Source organism: Cellulomonas sp. ACRRI (assembly GCF_022346185.1).
GTDB lineage: Bacteria > Actinomycetota > Actinomycetes > Actinomycetales > Cellulomonadaceae > Cellulomonas.
The window spans coordinates 1-15,879 of sequence record NZ_JAKRMS010000026.1 but is presented as its reverse complement, the minus strand read 5'-3'; the positions used below and the strand labels follow the sequence as shown (position 1 = coordinate 15,879).

At 75.7% G+C, this 15,879-nt stretch carries 15 protein-coding genes; 8 read left to right on the top strand and 7 right to left on the bottom strand.

Going from position 1 to position 15,879, the window contains the following annotated elements:
* Window positions 1-10: 10 nt before the first annotated feature.
* Together MHY85_RS07320 and MHY85_RS07315 are read right to left on the bottom strand one after the other, a co-directional pair.
* Entirely contained in the window at window positions 11-481 is a 471-nt protein-coding gene (locus MHY85_RS07320) for a redoxin domain-containing protein (protein ID WP_239194935.1), read from the bottom strand.
* 19 nt (window positions 482-500) lie between these two features.
* Window positions 501-920 (bottom strand): DUF3052 domain-containing protein, encoded by a 420-nt coding sequence (locus tag MHY85_RS07315; protein WP_239194932.1) that lies wholly within the window; start codon window positions 918-920, stop codon window positions 501-503.
* A gap of 478 nt (window positions 921-1,398) precedes the next feature.
* Between MHY85_RS07315 and aceE the strand changes: the two genes are divergently transcribed.
* A complete protein-coding gene (gene aceE, locus MHY85_RS07310) occupies window positions 1,399-4,140 on the top strand; it encodes a pyruvate dehydrogenase (acetyl-transferring), homodimeric type (RefSeq protein ID WP_239194913.1) in 2,742 nt (913 codons plus the stop codon).
* 577 nt (window positions 4,141-4,717) lie between these two features.
* Here aceE and MHY85_RS07305 read toward each other — a convergent pair.
* On the bottom strand, window positions 4,718-5,398 hold the full coding sequence (locus MHY85_RS07305) for a hypothetical protein (RefSeq protein WP_239194910.1): 681 nt from the start codon (window positions 5,396-5,398) through the stop codon (window positions 4,718-4,720).
* Window positions 5,399-5,510: 112 nt separating this feature from the next.
* Between MHY85_RS07305 and MHY85_RS07300 the strand changes: the two genes are divergently transcribed.
* The 6 genes from MHY85_RS07300 to MHY85_RS07275 all read left to right on the top strand — a co-directional run bounded on the left by MHY85_RS07300 (window position 5,511) and on the right by MHY85_RS07275 (window position 11,315).
* A complete protein-coding gene (locus MHY85_RS07300) occupies window positions 5,511-6,932 on the top strand; it encodes a CdaR family transcriptional regulator (RefSeq protein ID WP_239194894.1) in 1,422 nt (473 codons plus the stop codon).
* Between the two features lie 184 nt (window positions 6,933-7,116).
* The gene (locus MHY85_RS07295) at window positions 7,117-8,097 is read left to right on the top strand and encodes an ACP S-malonyltransferase (protein WP_239194892.1); all 981 of its coding nucleotides are present in this window, start codon (window positions 7,117-7,119) and stop codon (window positions 8,095-8,097) included.
* On the top strand, window positions 8,094-9,098 hold the full coding sequence (locus tag MHY85_RS07290) for a beta-ketoacyl-ACP synthase III (protein WP_239194890.1): 1,005 nt from the start codon (window positions 8,094-8,096) through the stop codon (window positions 9,096-9,098). Before MHY85_RS07295 ends, MHY85_RS07290 begins: the two co-directional genes overlap by 4 nt.
* 89 nt (window positions 9,099-9,187) lie before the next feature.
* Window positions 9,188-9,436, top strand: a complete 249-nt coding sequence (locus MHY85_RS07285) for an acyl carrier protein (protein ID WP_146838928.1) — start codon at window positions 9,188-9,190, stop codon at window positions 9,434-9,436.
* Between the two features lie 148 nt (window positions 9,437-9,584).
* Window positions 9,585-10,823 carry a beta-ketoacyl synthase gene (locus MHY85_RS07280; RefSeq protein ID WP_158375882.1) on the top strand — a complete coding sequence of 413 codons (1,239 nt, stop codon included), beginning with the start codon at window positions 9,585-9,587 and terminating at the stop codon, window positions 10,821-10,823.
* A 126-nt stretch (window positions 10,824-10,949) separates the two neighbouring features.
* On the top strand, window positions 10,950-11,315 hold the full coding sequence (locus tag MHY85_RS07275) for a RidA family protein (protein WP_239194888.1): 366 nt from the start codon (window positions 10,950-10,952) through the stop codon (window positions 11,313-11,315).
* A 15-nt stretch (window positions 11,316-11,330) separates the two neighbouring features.
* On the opposite strand, the gene MHY85_RS07270 is transcribed toward MHY85_RS07275, so the two are convergent.
* The 4 genes from MHY85_RS07270 to MHY85_RS07255 form a co-directional block, all read right to left on the bottom strand.
* The gene (locus MHY85_RS07270; protein WP_239194886.1) at window positions 11,331-12,230 is read right to left on the bottom strand and encodes an oxidoreductase; all 900 of its coding nucleotides are present in this window, start codon (window positions 12,228-12,230) and stop codon (window positions 11,331-11,333) included.
* Between the two features lie 63 nt (window positions 12,231-12,293).
* A complete protein-coding gene (locus MHY85_RS07265) occupies window positions 12,294-13,808 on the bottom strand; it encodes an FAD-dependent oxidoreductase (protein WP_239194884.1) in 1,515 nt (504 codons plus the stop codon).
* Window positions 13,805-14,701 carry an FAD:protein FMN transferase gene (locus MHY85_RS07260; protein ID WP_239194882.1) on the bottom strand — a complete coding sequence of 299 codons (897 nt, stop codon included), beginning with the start codon at window positions 14,699-14,701 and terminating at the stop codon, window positions 13,805-13,807. Before MHY85_RS07260 ends, MHY85_RS07265 begins: the two co-directional genes overlap by 4 nt.
* Complete coding sequence (locus MHY85_RS07255) at window positions 14,688-15,182, bottom strand: FMN-binding protein (protein WP_239194880.1); 495 nt, start codon at window positions 15,180-15,182, stop codon at window positions 14,688-14,690. The genes MHY85_RS07260 and MHY85_RS07255 overlap by 14 nt, the downstream gene beginning before the upstream one ends.
* Window positions 15,183-15,373: 191 nt before the next feature.
* On the opposite strand from MHY85_RS07255, the gene MHY85_RS07250 reads away from it, so the two are divergent.
* On the top strand, window positions 15,374-15,879 hold a 506-nt coding region (locus MHY85_RS07250), incomplete at its 3' end, for a hypothetical protein (RefSeq protein WP_239194878.1).

The window sequence follows — 15,879 nt, the reverse complement described above, 5'->3', positions numbered from 1 at the left end:
GCACCCGGCGTCACAGCGCCGCGACGGCCTCCCGGTACGCCCCGAACGGCCGCGCCCGCCCCGCCTCGTGCACGAGCGACCAGCGCAGCACTCCCCCGGCGTCGAGGAGGAACGACCCCCGCCGCGCGTACCCGTCGACCTCGTCGAACACCCCGTACGCCCGCGCCGCCGCGCCGTGCGGCCAGAAGTCGGACAGCAGCGGGAACGTGTACCCGTCCTGCTCGGCCCAGGCGCGCAGGGCCGGCCCCGGGTCGCAGGACACCGCCCGCACGCCGACCCCGGCCCGGTGGAGCTCCGGGAGGTGCGCCTGCAGCTCGCCGAGCTCCGCGGTGCACACCCGCGAGAACGCGAACGGCACGAACACCACCAGCACGGGCGCGGCCGACGCCCCGCCGACGGTCACCGGCGCGCCGTGCGCGTCCGGCAGCGTCAGCACGGGGGCCGCGTCGCCGACGGCGGGCACGCCCGGGGCCTGGCTCACGGCCGGGACCGCGCCGGGCTCAGCGCCCGCGGCCGCGGCTGCCGAGGCGCGTCGCGGACCAGTCGCCCGCGATCGAGAACGTGCTCGTCGCGTGCAGGCCGGCCGTGGTCGCGGCCTCCTCGATGTCGTCGTGCCCGACGTGGCCGTCGCGGCCCGGCTTCGGGGTCAGGACCCACATCTGCCCGCCGTCGTCCAGCACGGTCATGGCGTCCATGAGGGTGTCCGCCAGGTCGCCGTCCTCGTCGCGGAACCAGATGACCACGCCGTCCACGACGTCGTCGTAGTCCTCGTCGACGAGCTCGGTGCCGGTGATGCCCTCCAGCCCGGCGCGCAGGTCGTTGTCGACGTCGTCGTCGTAACCGAACTCCTGGACCACCTGGCCCGAGGTGAACCCGAGACGGCCCGCCCCCTGGGGGGCGTCGCCGGTGCTGGATGCCACGTCCTGACCTGTTCCTTCCGTCGGGAGTGCCCGGTGGGTCCCGGGCGCCACCTGTTCGATGATCACCGAACGGTAGCCCACCGCACCCCACGTGCGCGTGGCAAGCACCGTCGTGGCGCCGGCCGGCCCCGCGAGCCGCGGACGAGCGCCGCGGCACCCGCGACCCGGCGGGTGACCGCACCCCGGCCCACCCGCCGTCCGCCGACCCGCCGCCGACCGCCCCGCGCCGGCGGCTGCGGGGGCGCCGAAACGCGCCGTGACGTGCGCGGACGTGACCGGGGACACCCACACCGGGGGCGACTGTCACGGACGTCACGCATCCCGAGTGTCGGACTGGGAGACTTTCGGTGTCCGGACGGCGGACAATGGTCCTACTACCCGCCCGGCGGCGGCGCGCACCGAAACCGGCGCGCACACCGGCGGGCCGAGATGCGCACCGGGGCCGACCGGCCCCCGCGTGGAGAGGCGAGGAGCACTGGTGGCTTCGAAGGACGAGCGCGGACCGCTCATCAACGGCCTGCTGAGCCAGGTCCCGGACGTGGACCCCGAGGAGACCTCCGAGTGGGTCGAGTCCATCGACGGGCTCATCGACGACAAGGGCGGCCCCCGGGCCCGCTACGTGCTGCTGAGCATGCTCAAGCGCGCGCGTGAGCGGAACGTGGCGGTGCCGGCCGAGCTGAACACGCCGTACGTCAACACGATCGGCGTCCACGAGGAGCCGTACTTCCCGGGCGACGAGGTCCTGGAGCGCCGGTACCGCTCGTGGAACCGGTGGAACGCCGCGGTCATGGTGACCCGCGCGCAGCGCCCCGGCGTCGCCGTCGGCGGCCACATCTCCTCCTACGCGTCGGTGGCCACCCTGTACGAGGTGGGCCTCAACCACTTCTTCCGCGGCAAGGACCACCCGGGCGGCGGCGACCAGATCTACTTCCAGGGCCACGCCTCCCCCGGCGTCTACGCCCGCGCGTTCCTCGAGGGCCGGCTGACCGAGCACCAGCTCGACGGCTTCCGCCAGGAGGTCTCGCACCCGGGCGGCGGCCTGCCGTCCTACCCGCACCCGCGGCTCATGCCGGACTTCTGGGAGTTCCCGACCGTGTCGATGGGCCTCGGCCCGGCGTCGGCGATCTACCAGGCGTGGACCAACAAGTACCTGCACCTGCGCGGCATCAAGGACACCAGCCAGCAGGACGTCTGGGCGTTCCTCGGCGACGGCGAGATGGACGAGCCCGAGTCGCGCGGCATGCTGCAGCACGCCGCCCAGCAGGGCCTGGACAACCTGACCTTCGTCGTGAACTGCAACCTGCAGCGCCTCGACGGCCCGGTCCGCGGCAACGGCAAGATCATCCAGGAGCTCGAGGCGCAGTTCCGCGGCGCCGGCTGGAACGTCATCAAGGTCGTGTGGGGCCGCGAGTGGGACGCCCTGCTCAACGCCGACAAGGACCGCGCGCTCGTCCACCTGATGAACGAGACGCCCGACGGCGACTACCAGACCTACCGCGCGGAGAACGGCGCGTTCATCCGCGAGCACTTCTTCGGGCGCGACCCGCGCACCAAGCAGCTCGTCGAGAAGATGACCGACGACGAGATCTGGGCCCTCAAGCGCGGCGGCCACGACTACCGGAAGATCTACGCCGCCTACAAGGCCGCGCGGGAGCACACCGGGCAGCCGACCGTCATCCTGGCGCACACCGTCAAGGGCTACGGCCTGGGCTCCGGGTTCGCCGGGCGCAACGCCACGCACCAGATGAAGAAGCTCAAGGGCGCCGAGCTCAAGGCGCTCCGCGACTCGCTCTCCATCCCGATCACGGACGAGCAGATCGACGAGAACCCCTACCTGCCGCCGTACTACCACCCCGGCCAGGACGACCCCGCGATCCAGTACCTCCAGGAGCGCCGCCGCCAGCTGGGTGGCTACGTGCCCGAGCGCCGCTCGACGCACAAGCCGCTGACGCTGCCGGGCGACAAGGCCTACGAGCTGCTGAAGAAGGGCTCCGGCACGCAGGAGGTCGCCACGACGATGGCGCTCGTGCGGCTGTTCAAGGACCTCGTGAAGGACAAGGAGCTGGGCCGCCGCCTGGTCCCGATCATCCCCGACGAGGCCCGCACGTTCGGCCTGGACTCGATCTTCCCGAGCGCGAAGATCTTCAACACCAACGGCCAGAACTACCTCGCCGTCGACCGCGACCTCATGCTCTCCTACAAGGAGTCCGAGTCCGGCCAGATCATGCACACCGGCATCAACGAGGCCGGTTCCGCCGCCGCGTTCCAGTCGGTCGGCACGTCCTACGCCACGCACGGCGAGGCGCTGATCCCGTTCTACTTCTACTACTCGATGTTCGGGTTCCAGCGGACGGCCGACCAGTTCTGGGCGGCCGGCGACCAGATGACCCGCGGGTTCCTCATCGGCGCCACCGCCGGCCGCACCACGCTGACCGGCGAGGGCCTGCAGCACGCCGACGGCCACTCGCCGCTGCTGGCCGGCACCATGCCGCACGTCGTGCACTACGACCCGGCGTACGGCTACGAGATCCGGCACATCGTCCGCGACGGCATCCAGCGGATGTTCGGCGAGGACGGCCGCGACCCCGACGTCATCTACTACCTGACGGTCTACAACGAGCCGATCGTCCAGCCGGCCGAGCCGGAGGGCGTGGACGTCGAGGGCATCCTCAAGGGCATCTACCTGCTGTCCCCGGCCGAGGGCGACGGGCCGAAGGCCCAGATCCTCGCGTCCGGCGTGGCGGTGCCGTGGGCGCTCGAGGCCAAGCAGCTGCTCGCCGAGGACTGGGGCGTGCACGCCGCGGTCTGGTCCGTGACGTCCTGGAACGAGCTGCGCCGCGAGGCGCTGGCCGCCGACCAGGCCGCGTTCCTGAACCCGGGCGAGGAGGCGCGCACGCCGTACCTCACCGCCAAGCTCCAGGGCGCCGAGGGCCCGTTCGTCGCGACGACCGACTACGACCACCTCGTGGCCGACCAGGTGCGCGAGTGGATCCCGGGCCGGTACGCCACGCTCGGCGCCGACGGGTTCGGGTTCTCCGACACCCGCGCCGCCGCCCGCCGGCACTTCAAGATCGACGGCCCGTCGACCGTGGTCCGCGTCCTGCAGCAGCTCGCCCGCGAGGGCAAGGTCGCGGCGGACGCCCCGGCCCAGGCGATCGAGAAGTACCGCCTGCACGACGTCACCGCCGGCACCTCCGGCAACGCGGGCGGCGAGTCCTGACCGCACGCGCCTGACGGCGACGGGCCCCGCACCCCTCGAGGGGGGTGCGGGGCCCGTCGCCGTCCCGGGGCCGGTGCCGTCCCGGGGCCCGTCGCCGTCGCGCCGTCGCCGAGATAGGACCGTTCCGCCGAGGTAGGACCGTCGGGGGACCTATCTCGGCGCGCCGGTCCTATCTCGACGAACGGGGCCGGGGCAGGGGCCCCTCGCCGTCCCGGGGTCCCGCGCGCTCCCGGCGCGCGAGGCAGCCGCGACGCGGCCGGGCGAGATCGGTGCTTCTCCCCGAGATCGGTGCTCGCCACCACCGATCTCGACCCGAACCACCGATCTCGGCGCCGCGCCGTCGCCGACCTCGGCGCCGGCCTTCGCCGTTCTCGGCGCCGCGCCGCCGCCGACGTAGGACCGTTCCGCCGGAGTAGGACCGTCGCAGGTCCTATCTCGGCGCGCGGGTCCTATCTCGGCGCGCGGGTCCTTTCTCGGCGCGCTGGCGTGTCTCGGCGCGCGGGTTCGCTCCCGGCGCCCGGGACTCGCGTCGGTCCGCGCGCGGACCGACGCCGCGCGCCGCGCCGCGGGCCGGGGGTCAGGCGCCCGCGTGCCGCTCCGCCTGGTCCACCAGCCGCGCCAGCTCGCGGCGCATCTGGGCGATGTCGTCCTGCTTCGGGTAGAGCTCGAGGTTCGCGAGGTGCTGCTTCGCGTCGAGCGGGCGACCCGCCTCGACCGCGGCCAGCACCAGCTCGCGCCCGACCTCGGGGTCGTGCTCGCGCGGGTGCCAGTGCCCGGTGCCGAGCCCGAGCGCCTCGACCGGCAGCCCCGCCTCGCGCAGCAGCCGCAGGCCCGCGACGAGCGCGGCGCCGGACGGGTCGCGCTCCGTGGCCGTGGTGAGCCGGCGGAGGGTCCCCTCCAGGTCGTCGCGCACGGACAGCCGGGCGACCTCGACCAGCGGGTACCAGGCCCGGGGGTTGCCGGCGAGCTCCTCGCCGAGCGACCACACGGCCAGGTCCGCGGCGCGCTGCCGCTCGGCGTCGGCGGCCTCGGCGGTCAGCGGGTCGTCGTCGACGCCCGTGACGGCGTGCCGGCGGACGATCTCGGCGAGGGCGGCGAAGGCGCGCTCGTCGTTGGGGTCGTCGCCGAGGCGGGACCTCAGGGCGTCCTCCTGGGGGACGTCGCCGTGCCGGGTCGCGCCCGTCGGGCGGCGCGCCCCGATCCGGGACGCGGGCGCAGGGCGGCCCAGCAGGCGGCGCAGTCGGGGCAGCAGAGCCATGACGCGACACTATCCGGTGCGGTCGTCCCGCACCGGTCGAACGGCCCGCCACCCCGTCCGACACCGCCGGGACCTTTGTCGGTTCCCCACAACGGGGCCCTATGCTCACCGCATGCCTCAGCCCCGCCGGAAGCCCGCGGCCCCCGCCCCCGAGGGCGCCGTCCCGGCCGCGTCGCCCGCCGCGTCACCCGCCGCGTCGACGACGACCGCGTCCGCCACGGCTCCCGGCGCGCCGGCCGGCTCCGCCGCGGCGACCACCCGCGCGACGCCCGGCGCCGCCGCCCTCGCGCCCGCCGCCCCGGCGCCCGCTCCGGCGGCCGCCGACGGCCTGTCCCCCGCCCGCAACCGCACCCGCGCCGGACGGATCGCGACCGCGCCGGACGCGAGCAACGGCGAGACCCTGCGCCGGGTCCGCGAGGGCAGCGGCGTCCTGGCCGCCGCCGCGATGCGCCGCCTGGACGAGGACCTGGACTGGTACCGGGCGCTGCCCGCCGACGACCGCTCGTGGGTCGGGCTCGTCGCGCAGGCGGGCATCACCGCGTTCGTCACCTGGTTCGCCGACCCGTCCCGCCCACCGCACGGGGTCGGCGAGATCTTCGCGACCGCACCGCCCGAGCTGACCCGGTCCATCTCGCTGCAGCACACGCTCCAGCTGGTCCGCGTGGTGGTGGACGTCGTGGAGTCGCACAGCGACCGCCTGGCCGCGCCGGGCGGCGAGCGGGACCTGCTGGAGGCCGTGCTGCGGTACTCCCGGGAGGTCGCGTTCTCCGCGGCCGAGGTCTACGCCCGCGCCGCCGAGGTGCGCGGCGCCTGGGACGCCCGGCTGGAGGCGCTCGTCGTGGACGCGCTGCTCCGCGGGGACGTCGACGACTCGCTGCGGTCGCGGGTCGCGGCGCTCGGCTGGAGCGGGCGCGGCAGCACCCTGGTCGTCGTCGGCACCACCGCCTCCCCGCTGGACGACGTGCGGACCTCCGACCTGCGCCGGGCGACCCGCCGCGCCGCGGACGACGCGCTGGTCGGCATCCAGGGCGACCGGCTGGTGGTGTTCCTCGGCGGCACCGGCGACCTGCGCGAGGCGGCCGCGTCGCTGCTCCCCCGGTTCGGGCCCGGCCCGGTGGTGCTCGGGCCCACCGGGACCGACCTGGCGGACGCCGCCCGCTCCGCCCGGGCCGCGCTCGCCGGGCTGGCCGCCATCTCGGCGTGGCCCCAGGCGCCGCGCCCGGTGCTCGCCGACGACCTGCTGCCCGAACGGGTGCTCGTCGGCGACGCGAGCGCCCGCGCGCTGCTGGTCGAGCAGGCGTACGTCCCGCTGCTGGCCAGCACCGGCAGCCTGCTGGAGACGCTGACCGCCTACCTGGCGGCCGGGCGGTCCCTGGAGGCCGCCGCGCGCACGCTCTACGTGCACCCGAACACGGTCCGGTACCGCCTGCGCCGCGTCGCCGAGGTGACGGGCTGGGACCCCCTCGACCCGCGCGAGGCGTACGTCCTCCAGCAGGCCCTCGCTGTCGGCCGCCTGGACCACCCCGCCGCCTGACCCCCGCCGAGGTCGTCGGTTCCGGCCACCGCACCCCCGGCGGAACCGACGACCTCGGGCGCAACCGCCGACCTCGCGCCCCGCGGGGACCCCGCGAGCGTTGTGGGACCCGGACAAGCCGGACGCGGCAACCGTGTGCGGGTCGTGAGCGGGCGCGGCGCGCGCGGACCGGCAGAGTGGTCGGGTGCTCGCGATCGTCTGCCCCGGACAGGGCGCCCAGACCCCCGGCATGCTCGCGCCCTGGCTCGAGCTGCCCGGATCCGCCGACCGCCTGGCGGCCTTCTCGGAGGCGTCGGGAGTCGACCTGACCGCCCACGGGACGACCTCCGACGCCGACACCATCCGCGACACCGCGGTGGCCCAGCCCCTCATCGTGTCCACCTCGCTCCTCGCGCTGCGCGCGCTGGAGGACGAGGGCGGACCGGTCGCGGCCGGCGCCACGGCGGGGCACTCGGTCGGCGAGTTCGCCGCCGCGGCCGTCGCGGGCGTGCTCGACGACGCCGCCGCCGTGGCCCTGGTCGGGCAGCGCGCCCGGTTCATGGCCGAGGCCGCCGCCGCGGAGCCCACCGGCATGACCGCCGTCCTGGGTGGCGACCCGGACGAGGTCCTCGCCGCGATCGAGGCGGCCGGGCTGTGGCCCGCCAACGTCAACGGCGGCGGGCAGGTCGTCGCCGCCGGCGCGCAGGACGCGCTGGCCCGGTTCGCCGAGAACCCGCCGGCCCGCGCCCGGGTCGTGCCGCTCCAGGTCGCCGGCGCGTTCCACACCCCGTTCATGCACCCGGCGCGCGACGCGTTCGCCGCCGTCGCCGCGCAGACCCCGGCCGCGTCGCCCCGCGTGACCCTGCTCACCAACGCGGACGGCTCGGCCCTCGGGCCCGACGTCGCCGGCGCCGACGTCGTGGCCCGCATGGTGTCCCAGATCGCCTCGCCGGTGCGCTGGGACCTGTGCCAGGCGACCCTCCTCGAGCTCGGCGTGACGGGCCTGCTGGAGCTCGCCCCCGGTGGTGTGCTCAAGGGCCTGGCCCGGCGTAGCCTGCCCGGGGTGGAGACGGTCGCGATCACCTCGCCGGCCGACCTGCCCGCCGCCCGGGACCTCGTCGCCCGCCACACCGCGACCCCCGGCGCCGCGCCCACGACCGACGACTCCCGGGAGACCGCGAAGTGACCCGCCCCACCCTGACCCAGGCCACCGGCCCCGCCCACACGCGGATCCTCGGCCTGGGGGCCGCCCGCGGCGAGAACGTCGTCCCGAACGACGACCTGGTCGGCCCGATCGACTCCTCCGACGAGTGGATCCGGCAGCGCACCGGCATGGTGACCCGCGTGCGCGCGGGCGCCGGCACCGACGTGCTCGACCTGGCCGAGACGGCCGCGCGGGAGGCGATCGCGAACGCGGGCCTGACGGGCGCGGACATCGACGCCGTCATCCTGGCGACCGTCACCTACTTCCACCAGACGCCGTCGGGCGCCGCGATCCTGGCCGACCGCCTCGGGGCGACCCCGGCCGCCGCGTTCGACGTGTCGGCCGCGTGCGCGGGCTACTGCTACGGCATCGGCCAGGCGGACGCCCTGGTGCGCGCCGGCACCGCCCGGAACGTGCTGGTCATCGGCGCGGAGAAGATGAGCGAGTTCGTCGACCCGACGGACCGGTCCATCTCCTTCCTGCTGGGCGACGGCGCGGGCGCGGTCGTGATCGGCCCGTCGGACTTCCCCGGCATCGGCCCGACGGTGTGGGGCTCGGACGGCTCGCAGGCGCAGGCCATCCGGCAGACCCACTCCTGGCTGGACACCCGCGACAAGGGCGCCGGCTGGCCGACGCTGCGCCAGGAGGGCCCGAGCGTCTTCAAGTGGGCCGTCTGGCAGATGGCCCCGGTCGCCGAGAAGGCGCTGGCGGCCGCGGGCGTCACCGCCGACCAGATCGACGCGTTCATCCCGCACCAGGCGAACATGCGGATCATCGACCAGATGATCAAGCAGCTGAAGCTGCCCGAGACCGTCGCGGTCGGCCGGGACATCGCCGACACCGGCAACACGTCGGCCGCCTCCATCCCCCTGGCCACGGAGCGCCTGATCCGCGAGGGCCAGGCGAAGAGCGGCGACCTGGCGCTCCAGATCGGCTTCGGCGCGGGCCTCGTCTACGCCGCCCAGGTGGTCGTGCTGCCCTGACGGGCCGCGCGACCGCAGTACCGTTCATCGACCGCACGACCGTCGCCGCACCTCACGGTGGGGCGCAGCACACAACCAAGGAGACACCGATGGCGCACAGCGAGCAGGAGATCCTGGCCGGCCTGGCCGAGATCGTCAGCGAGGAGACCGGCCTGCCGACCGACTCGGTCCTGCCCGAGAAGTCGTTCACGGACGACCTCGACATCGACTCCCTGTCGATGATGACGATCGTGACCCTGGCCGAGGAGAAGTTCGAGGTCCGCATCCCGGACGACGAGGTCAAGAACCTCGCGACCGTCGGCGACGCGGTGTCGTTCATCTCGAACGCCCAGGCCTGAGACACCCGACCGGGGTCCGCGCCGCGCCGCCGCCTCCGCGCGGCGTCCGGGAGCCCAGCGCTCCCGCGGCGCGGACCCCGGTCGCGTCCCGGCAGCCGCCGGGTCACCCCCGCACCACCAGCCGCACCCGACACCCCAGGAGCACCTCATGAGCACGCGAGTCGTCGTCACCGGCCTCGGCGCCACGACCCCGCTCGGCGGGGACGTCCCCACCACCTGGCAGGCCGCCCTGGCCGGCACGTCGGGCGCGCGCACCCTGGACAACGACTGGGCCGAGACGTACGGCCTGCCGGTCGACTTCGCCGCCACGCTCGCGGTCCGCCCGGAGGAGGTCCTCCCCCGGCCCGAGATGAAGAAGATGGACCCCTCGGCGCAGTACGCGATCATCGCGTCGCGCGAGGCGTGGTCCGACGCCGGCGCCCCCGAGGTCGACCCCGAGCGGCTCGGCGTCGTCGTGTCCTCCGGCATCGGCGGCATCTGGACGACCCTCGACGCGTGGGACACCCTGCGCGAGAAGGGCGCCCGCCGCGTCCTGCCGATGACGGTCCCCATGCTGATGCCGAACTCGCCGTCCGCGTACGTCGAGCTGGAGTTCGGCGCCCGCGCCGGGGCGCACGCCCTGGTGTCGGCCTGCGCGTCCGGCGCCGAGGCGATCGGCTACGGCGTCGAGATGATCCGCACCGGCCGCGCCGACGTCGTGATCGCCGGCGGCACCGAGGCCACCATCCACCCGATGCCGATGGCCGCGTTCGCCGCGTCCCGCACGCTGTCGACCCGCACCGACGACCCGGCCCGCGCCTCGCGGCCGTACGACGTCGACCGCGACGGCTTCGTGATCGGCGAGGGCTCCGGCATCGTCGTCCTGGAGTCCGAGGAGCACGCCCGGGCCCGCGGCGCGAAGGTCTACGCGGCCGTCGCCGGCGTCGGCCTGTCGTCCGACGGCTACCACATCACCTCCCCCGAGCCGACCGGCCGCGGCCAGATCGCCGCGATGCGGATGGCCATGACGGACGCCGGCATCGGCACCGCCGACGTCAAGCACGTCAACGCGCACGCCACCTCCACCGTCGTCGGTGACCTCATCGAGGCCCGCGGCGTCCGCGAGACCCTCGGCTCCGACGCCGACCAGGTCGCGCTGTCCGCCACCAAGTCGATGACCGGCCACCTGCTCGGCGGCGCAGGTGCGCTCGAGACCGTGTTCTCGGTGCTCGCGGTGCACGACCGCCAGGCCCCGCCGACGATCAACGTCGAGAAGCCGGACCCGGAGCTCGTGCTCGACCTGGTGCGGGACACCCCGCGCGCGCTGCCCGAGGGCGACCTGGCGGTCGTGAACAACTCGTTCGGCTTCGGCGGCCACAACGTCGCCCTGGTGGTCACGAACGCCTGACCCGGGTCCTTCGACCCTCGCGATCGCCCGGGTGGGGCGTTCTGCCCGACATGCGCCGGCGTGTCGGGCCGGACGCCCCACCCGTCTTCCCTCACCGGCCCCCGGGTCGGCGGTACGGTCCGCGGCATGGACGCGATCACCCGGCACGAGATCCACGAGGGCTGGGCTCACGCCGGCATGGTCGAGGCCGGTGGTCTCGTGTTCGTCTCCTACTGCGTCGGCCGCACCACCGGTACGACCGCCGAGCAGGTGCACGGCGCGCTCGACACCCTGGAGGCGCGGCTCGCGACGATCGGGCTGTCGCTCGCCGAGGTGGTGCAGGTCGACGCCCTGTTCGCGGACATCTGGGAGATCCCGGCGATGGAGGCTGTGTTCCGGGAGCGGTTCACCGCCGGGTACCCGGCCCGGAAGTCGATCCAGACGGCGTTCGCGCACGAAGGGCTGCGGTTCCAGCTCGACGCGGTGGCGCACCGGGGGGCAGCAACCCCCTGAGCGCCGCCCGGGCGCTCAGCCCGGGCCGTCGCTCCCCGCCGCCAGCAGCGGGACCAGCACGTCGCCCACGGGCGTCGGGATGCCGTGCGCCCGGGCGCGGCGCAGCACGACGCCGTTGCGGGCGTCCCACTCGAGCGGCCGCCCGGCCTCGCGGTCGGCGAGGATCGACGTCCCCAGGTCGGGCGGGTTCGACCGGAAGCCGTCGAGGATCGCCTCGGGCACGTCGTCCCCGAGCGCCGCGCCCTCCGCCCGGGCGACCGCCAGGCACTCCCGCAGGTAGCGCAGCGCCAGGTCGCCGACGTCGTCCCGGCGGAACGCGGCGGAGCGTCGCCCGGTCAGGACCATGAGGCCCGCGGCGGCGTTCTGCAGCAGCTTGCGCCACGCCACCGTGGGGAAGTCCGCGGTGAGGTCGACAGCGCACCTGCTGCCGCGCAGCGCGTCGTGGACGACCGCCGCCGCGGGCACGTCCGGCAGCGTGAGCCGGGGCTCGCCACGCAGCAGGACCGACCCGTCGGGCTCGGCCACCGCCGGGAACCAGACCACGGCGGGCAGCACCTCGGCCCCGCCGGCCAGCGGCGCCACGACCGGCACCTGCTCGACGCCGTTCTGCAGCACGCACACCACCGTGCCCGGGCCGCACAGCGCCGACAGCCACGGTGCCGCGCCCTCGACCTGGGTCGCCTTGACCGCGAGCAGCACGAGGTCGACGGGGGCGCGGACCTCCCGCGGGTCCGTCCGGACCGGCCCGGGCACCACGACCGTGCCCTCCCCCGTCCGCAGCACCAGGCGGTCACGCGGCGTGCGGCCGTACAGCCGCGGCGTCCGTCCGCTCTCGTGCAGGGCCGCGGCGACGGTGGTGCCGATGGCACCGGGGCCGACGAGGGCGGTCGTGGCAGGGGGTGCGCTCGAGGTCACACCGGCGAGGTTACGCGCCGCCGGGCGGCCCGGCAGCGGCGTCGGGCCCGCGCCACCCCCGGCTCAGTACCCGCTGAACGCGTCCGTCCGCACCCGCCGCGCCCCCGCGCGCCGCAGCAGCGCCCGCGTCCCGTCGACCATCGCCGGCGGCCCCGACACGTAGGCGTCGCGCTGCGCCAGGTCCGGCACCGCCTCGGCCAGCCCCTCGACGCTCAGCCGTCGCTCGCCCAGGTGCACCGCCCCGGCCGGCAGCCCGTCCAGCTCCGGCGTCGGCGACAGCACGAGCACCCGTGCGCCCGCCGCCCGCGCCACGTCGGCGTAGGCGAGGTCGGCGTGGTCGGTGACGGCGTGCACCAGCACCACGTCCCGGCGCTCCCCCGCCGCCGCCAGCGCGCCGAGCTGGGACGCGAACGGCGTGATCCCGATGCCGCCGGCCACCAGCAGCACCGGCCGGTCCGCGTCGTCGGGCAGCACGAAGTCGCCGCCCAGGCCGGTCGCCCGCACCCGGGACCCGACCGGGAGCGCCGCCAGCGCCCGCTTGAACGTGCTCGGCCGCTCGGGCACGGTCAGCGCTACGGTGAGCTCGCCCGCCGACGGCGCCGAGGACACGCTGAACACCCGCCGGGTGCCGCGGGCGTCCGGCCGGGGGTGCGGGACGGTCAGCTCGACGTACTGCCCGGGGCGGAACCGCACGGGCCGGTCGGCGCGGAACGCGAGCTCGACCGTGCGCGGCGTGAGCCGGGTCGACCGGGTCAGCGTCAGCCGGACGGCGCCGCGCTGGCCCCAGGCGAAGCCGAGCAGGTTGCCGACGACCAGCGCCGCCTCCGGCGTGCTGTACAGCGGCCCGACGTGGTACGACACGGCCATCAGGGCGCCGACGACGACCGCCTCGACCAGCTGCTGCCGGCGGCGCGGCGGCAGGGTCAGCGGCTCGGTCAGCATGACGCCGCCGAGGAACAGGATCGGGTAGGACACCACGGCCGTCTGGACCGCCGGCCACGGCGCGGACCCCTCGGCCACCAGCCGGATCGCGACGGCCAGCACCGCGACCCCGACGAACGTGCCGACCAGCGCGTAGCGCCGCGTCCGGACGACCACCACGAGGGTCAGCAGCAGCACCGGCACCAGCAGCCAGCGGTCCGCCACCCACCAGGTCGTCGCGTCCCAGCCGGTCAGCCCGACCAGCAGCGCGCCGACCGCCGCGGGGTTGAACAGGTGCCGGCCGCGCCAGGCCAGGACGTACTTGGAGGCGTTCGCCAGCAGCGCGGCGAGGGCGAGCGTGCCGAGGTACCGGACCTCGAGGGTCGGCCAGAACAGGAAGAACAGGATCAGGCCGGTGATGATCGCCGACTCGGTGTGTGGGCGGGTGCGGAACGCCAGCGCGGCACCCCAGGCGCTCGCCACCGACGCCGCCACGGCGACCGCCGCGCTGACCAGCATCGCCCCGGGGTCGAGGAAGATCACGTCGATCACCGCGAGCACCAGCGCCACGACCGCGAGGGCCGACAGCCCCAGGGTCAGCAGCCGGTACATCGTGACGCGGCCGAGCCGCTCGTCCAGCCGCGCGAACGCGCTCACGCGAACACCTCCCCGTCCAGGCCGAGGGACCAGCGCAGGCTCCCGTCGGCGCGCAGCACCACGTAGCGGACGCCGAACCGGGACGCCACCAGGTCCGGCTCGGCGAAGAACAGCGCGGTCGCGGCGACGTCGGCGGCCAGGGCCGACTCCCCGACCGCCCAGGTGGCCAGCACGCCGGAGGTCGGCGAGCCGGTGCGGGCGTCGACCACGTGGTGCAGGCCCTCGCCCCAGGCGCGCCGGTTCGTCGCCGACCCGCACAGGGCGCCGTCCGCGAGCCGGAGCACGCCGAGCGCGTGCGTCGTGTCCCGGGGATCCTCCAGGGCGACGGTCAGCGGGCCGGCGCCGAGCCCGGCCACCCGCAGGTCCCCGCCCGCGTCCACCACGTGCTCCGCGATCCCGTGGGCCGCGAGCACGCCGGACACCAGGTCGACCAGGTAGCCCTTGCCGCCCGCGCCGACGTCGAGCAGCGCCGGCTCGTCGAGCACCAGCGTCGCGCCGTCGCGCCGGGCAGCGGAGCGCCAGTCAGGGGCGGGCGCCGTCACCAGCGACCCGGCGGCGTCCCGGCGCGGGCGCAGCGTGTAGGCCGCGTCGTAGCCCAGCTCCTCCAGCGCCCGGCCGACCAGCGGGGTGACGGCGCCGTCGGTGCACCGGGCCGCGGCGTCGTACGCGTCGAGCAGCGGACCGGCGTCGCCCGGCAGCCGGTACCGGCCCGCCCCGCCGCGCGCGACCTCCGCCACCCAGGAGTCGTCGCGGAACCGCGACCAGTCCCGGTCGAACCGGTCGATCCGGTCCCGCACCGCGCCGAGCACGACCTCCGGGAGCGGCTCGGCGGTGTCGATCGACCAGCGGGTGCCGATCGCGTCGAACGCGACGGTGGCGTCAGGCCGCGGCATCGGCGCGGATCTGGTCGAGCGCCGCGTTGAACCCGTCGCCGGTCAGCGAGGAGCCGGAGACCTTGTCGACGGACAGCCCGGCCAGCTCCTGGCCCACGACCTCGTCGGCGATGCCGGAGGCGAACTCGTCCTGGAAGCGGGCCGCGTTGCCGCCGGTCGCCTCGGGGGTGACCGTGACGTCGGTGACCACGCCGTCGGCGACGGTGAGGTCGACCGAGATCGACTCCTCGCCGCCCGGCGTGGAGTACGAGCCCTCGGCGGTGTAGCTGCCGTCGGTGAACTCGCCCGTCGACGAGCCGGCGGTGCCGTCGGTCCCGGCCCCCGCCGTCGCGTCCGTGCCGCCGGAGCCCGCGTCGGACCCGGTGGACGACTGCGCGTCGTCCTCGGTGGCCGCGTCGGCGTTGCTGCAGGCGGCCAGCGCCACGAGGACGGACAGGCCGGACATCAGGCCGAGCGTGCGGCGTCGGGTGGTGTGCGCCATGGGTCGTCCTCCCCTGGTCCCGGCCCCCGGGACCCCTTGGTTGAATCCGATCGCACTGCGTAGGACACCCGACGCTAGGCACGCTTGCTGGGAACGGCCTGGGAAACGGCGAGGTGCCTGCCCATCATCCGGTGAACTTCTGGTCACGGCGCGCTTGCGGGACGCCCCGGGACGCTCGCTACGGTCGACGCGTGCCGACGCTGACGATCGAGACCGGGACCCCCGCGCGCGTCACCGTCCGCGGAGAGGACGGCGCGTGGCACGCGCCCGGGGACGCCGTCCGCGACCGGACCGCCGACGACCGCCCGGGCGTGCTCGGGATGGACGTCGACCCCACCGACGGCTCCGCGATCGAGCCCGGGTACACCGCGCACTTCCTCTCCATCGGCACCGCGGAGGTCCCCGTGCCGCGCGGGGCCTGCACGGTCGTCGTGGAGCGCGGGCCGGAGCACCGGCGGGTCGAGCGGGTCGTCGACGTCGGGGCCGCCGGCGCGCGCGTCGTGTGCGACCCGGAGCGGTGGGCCGACCTCGCCGCGGACGGGTGGTGGTCCGGCGACCTGCACGTGCACCGGCCGCTCGCCGACGCGGCCGCGCTGCTGCGGGCCGAGGACCTGCACCTGGGGGCGTTCGTGACCCGGTGGAACGAGCAGGCGCCGGCGGGCGGGGCCGGGGCCTGCTCGTTCCACCGGGTCACGAA

Excerpts from the sequence above, each read along its gene's own strand:
- MHY85_RS07285 (WP_146838928.1), top strand. The coding sequence starts at position 9,188 with ATGGCGCACAGCGAGCAGGAGATCCTGGCCGGCCTGGCCGAGATCGTC.
- MHY85_RS07280 (WP_158375882.1), top strand. The coding sequence starts at position 9,585 with ATGAGCACGCGAGTCGTCGTCACCGGCCTCGGCGCCACGACCCCGCTC.
- MHY85_RS07275 (WP_239194888.1), top strand. The coding sequence starts at position 10,950 with ATGGACGCGATCACCCGGCACGAGATCCACGAGGGCTGGGCTCACGCC.
- MHY85_RS07255 (WP_239194880.1), bottom strand. The coding sequence starts at position 15,182 with ATGGCGCACACCACCCGACGCCGCACGCTCGGCCTGATGTCCGGCCTG.
- MHY85_RS07305 (WP_239194910.1), bottom strand. The coding sequence starts at position 5,398 with ATGGCTCTGCTGCCCCGACTGCGCCGCCTGCTGGGCCGCCCTGCGCCC.
- MHY85_RS07300 (WP_239194894.1), top strand. The coding sequence starts at position 5,511 with ATGCCTCAGCCCCGCCGGAAGCCCGCGGCCCCCGCCCCCGAGGGCGCC.
- MHY85_RS07260 (WP_239194882.1), bottom strand. The coding sequence starts at position 14,701 with ATGCCGCGGCCTGACGCCACCGTCGCGTTCGACGCGATCGGCACCCGC.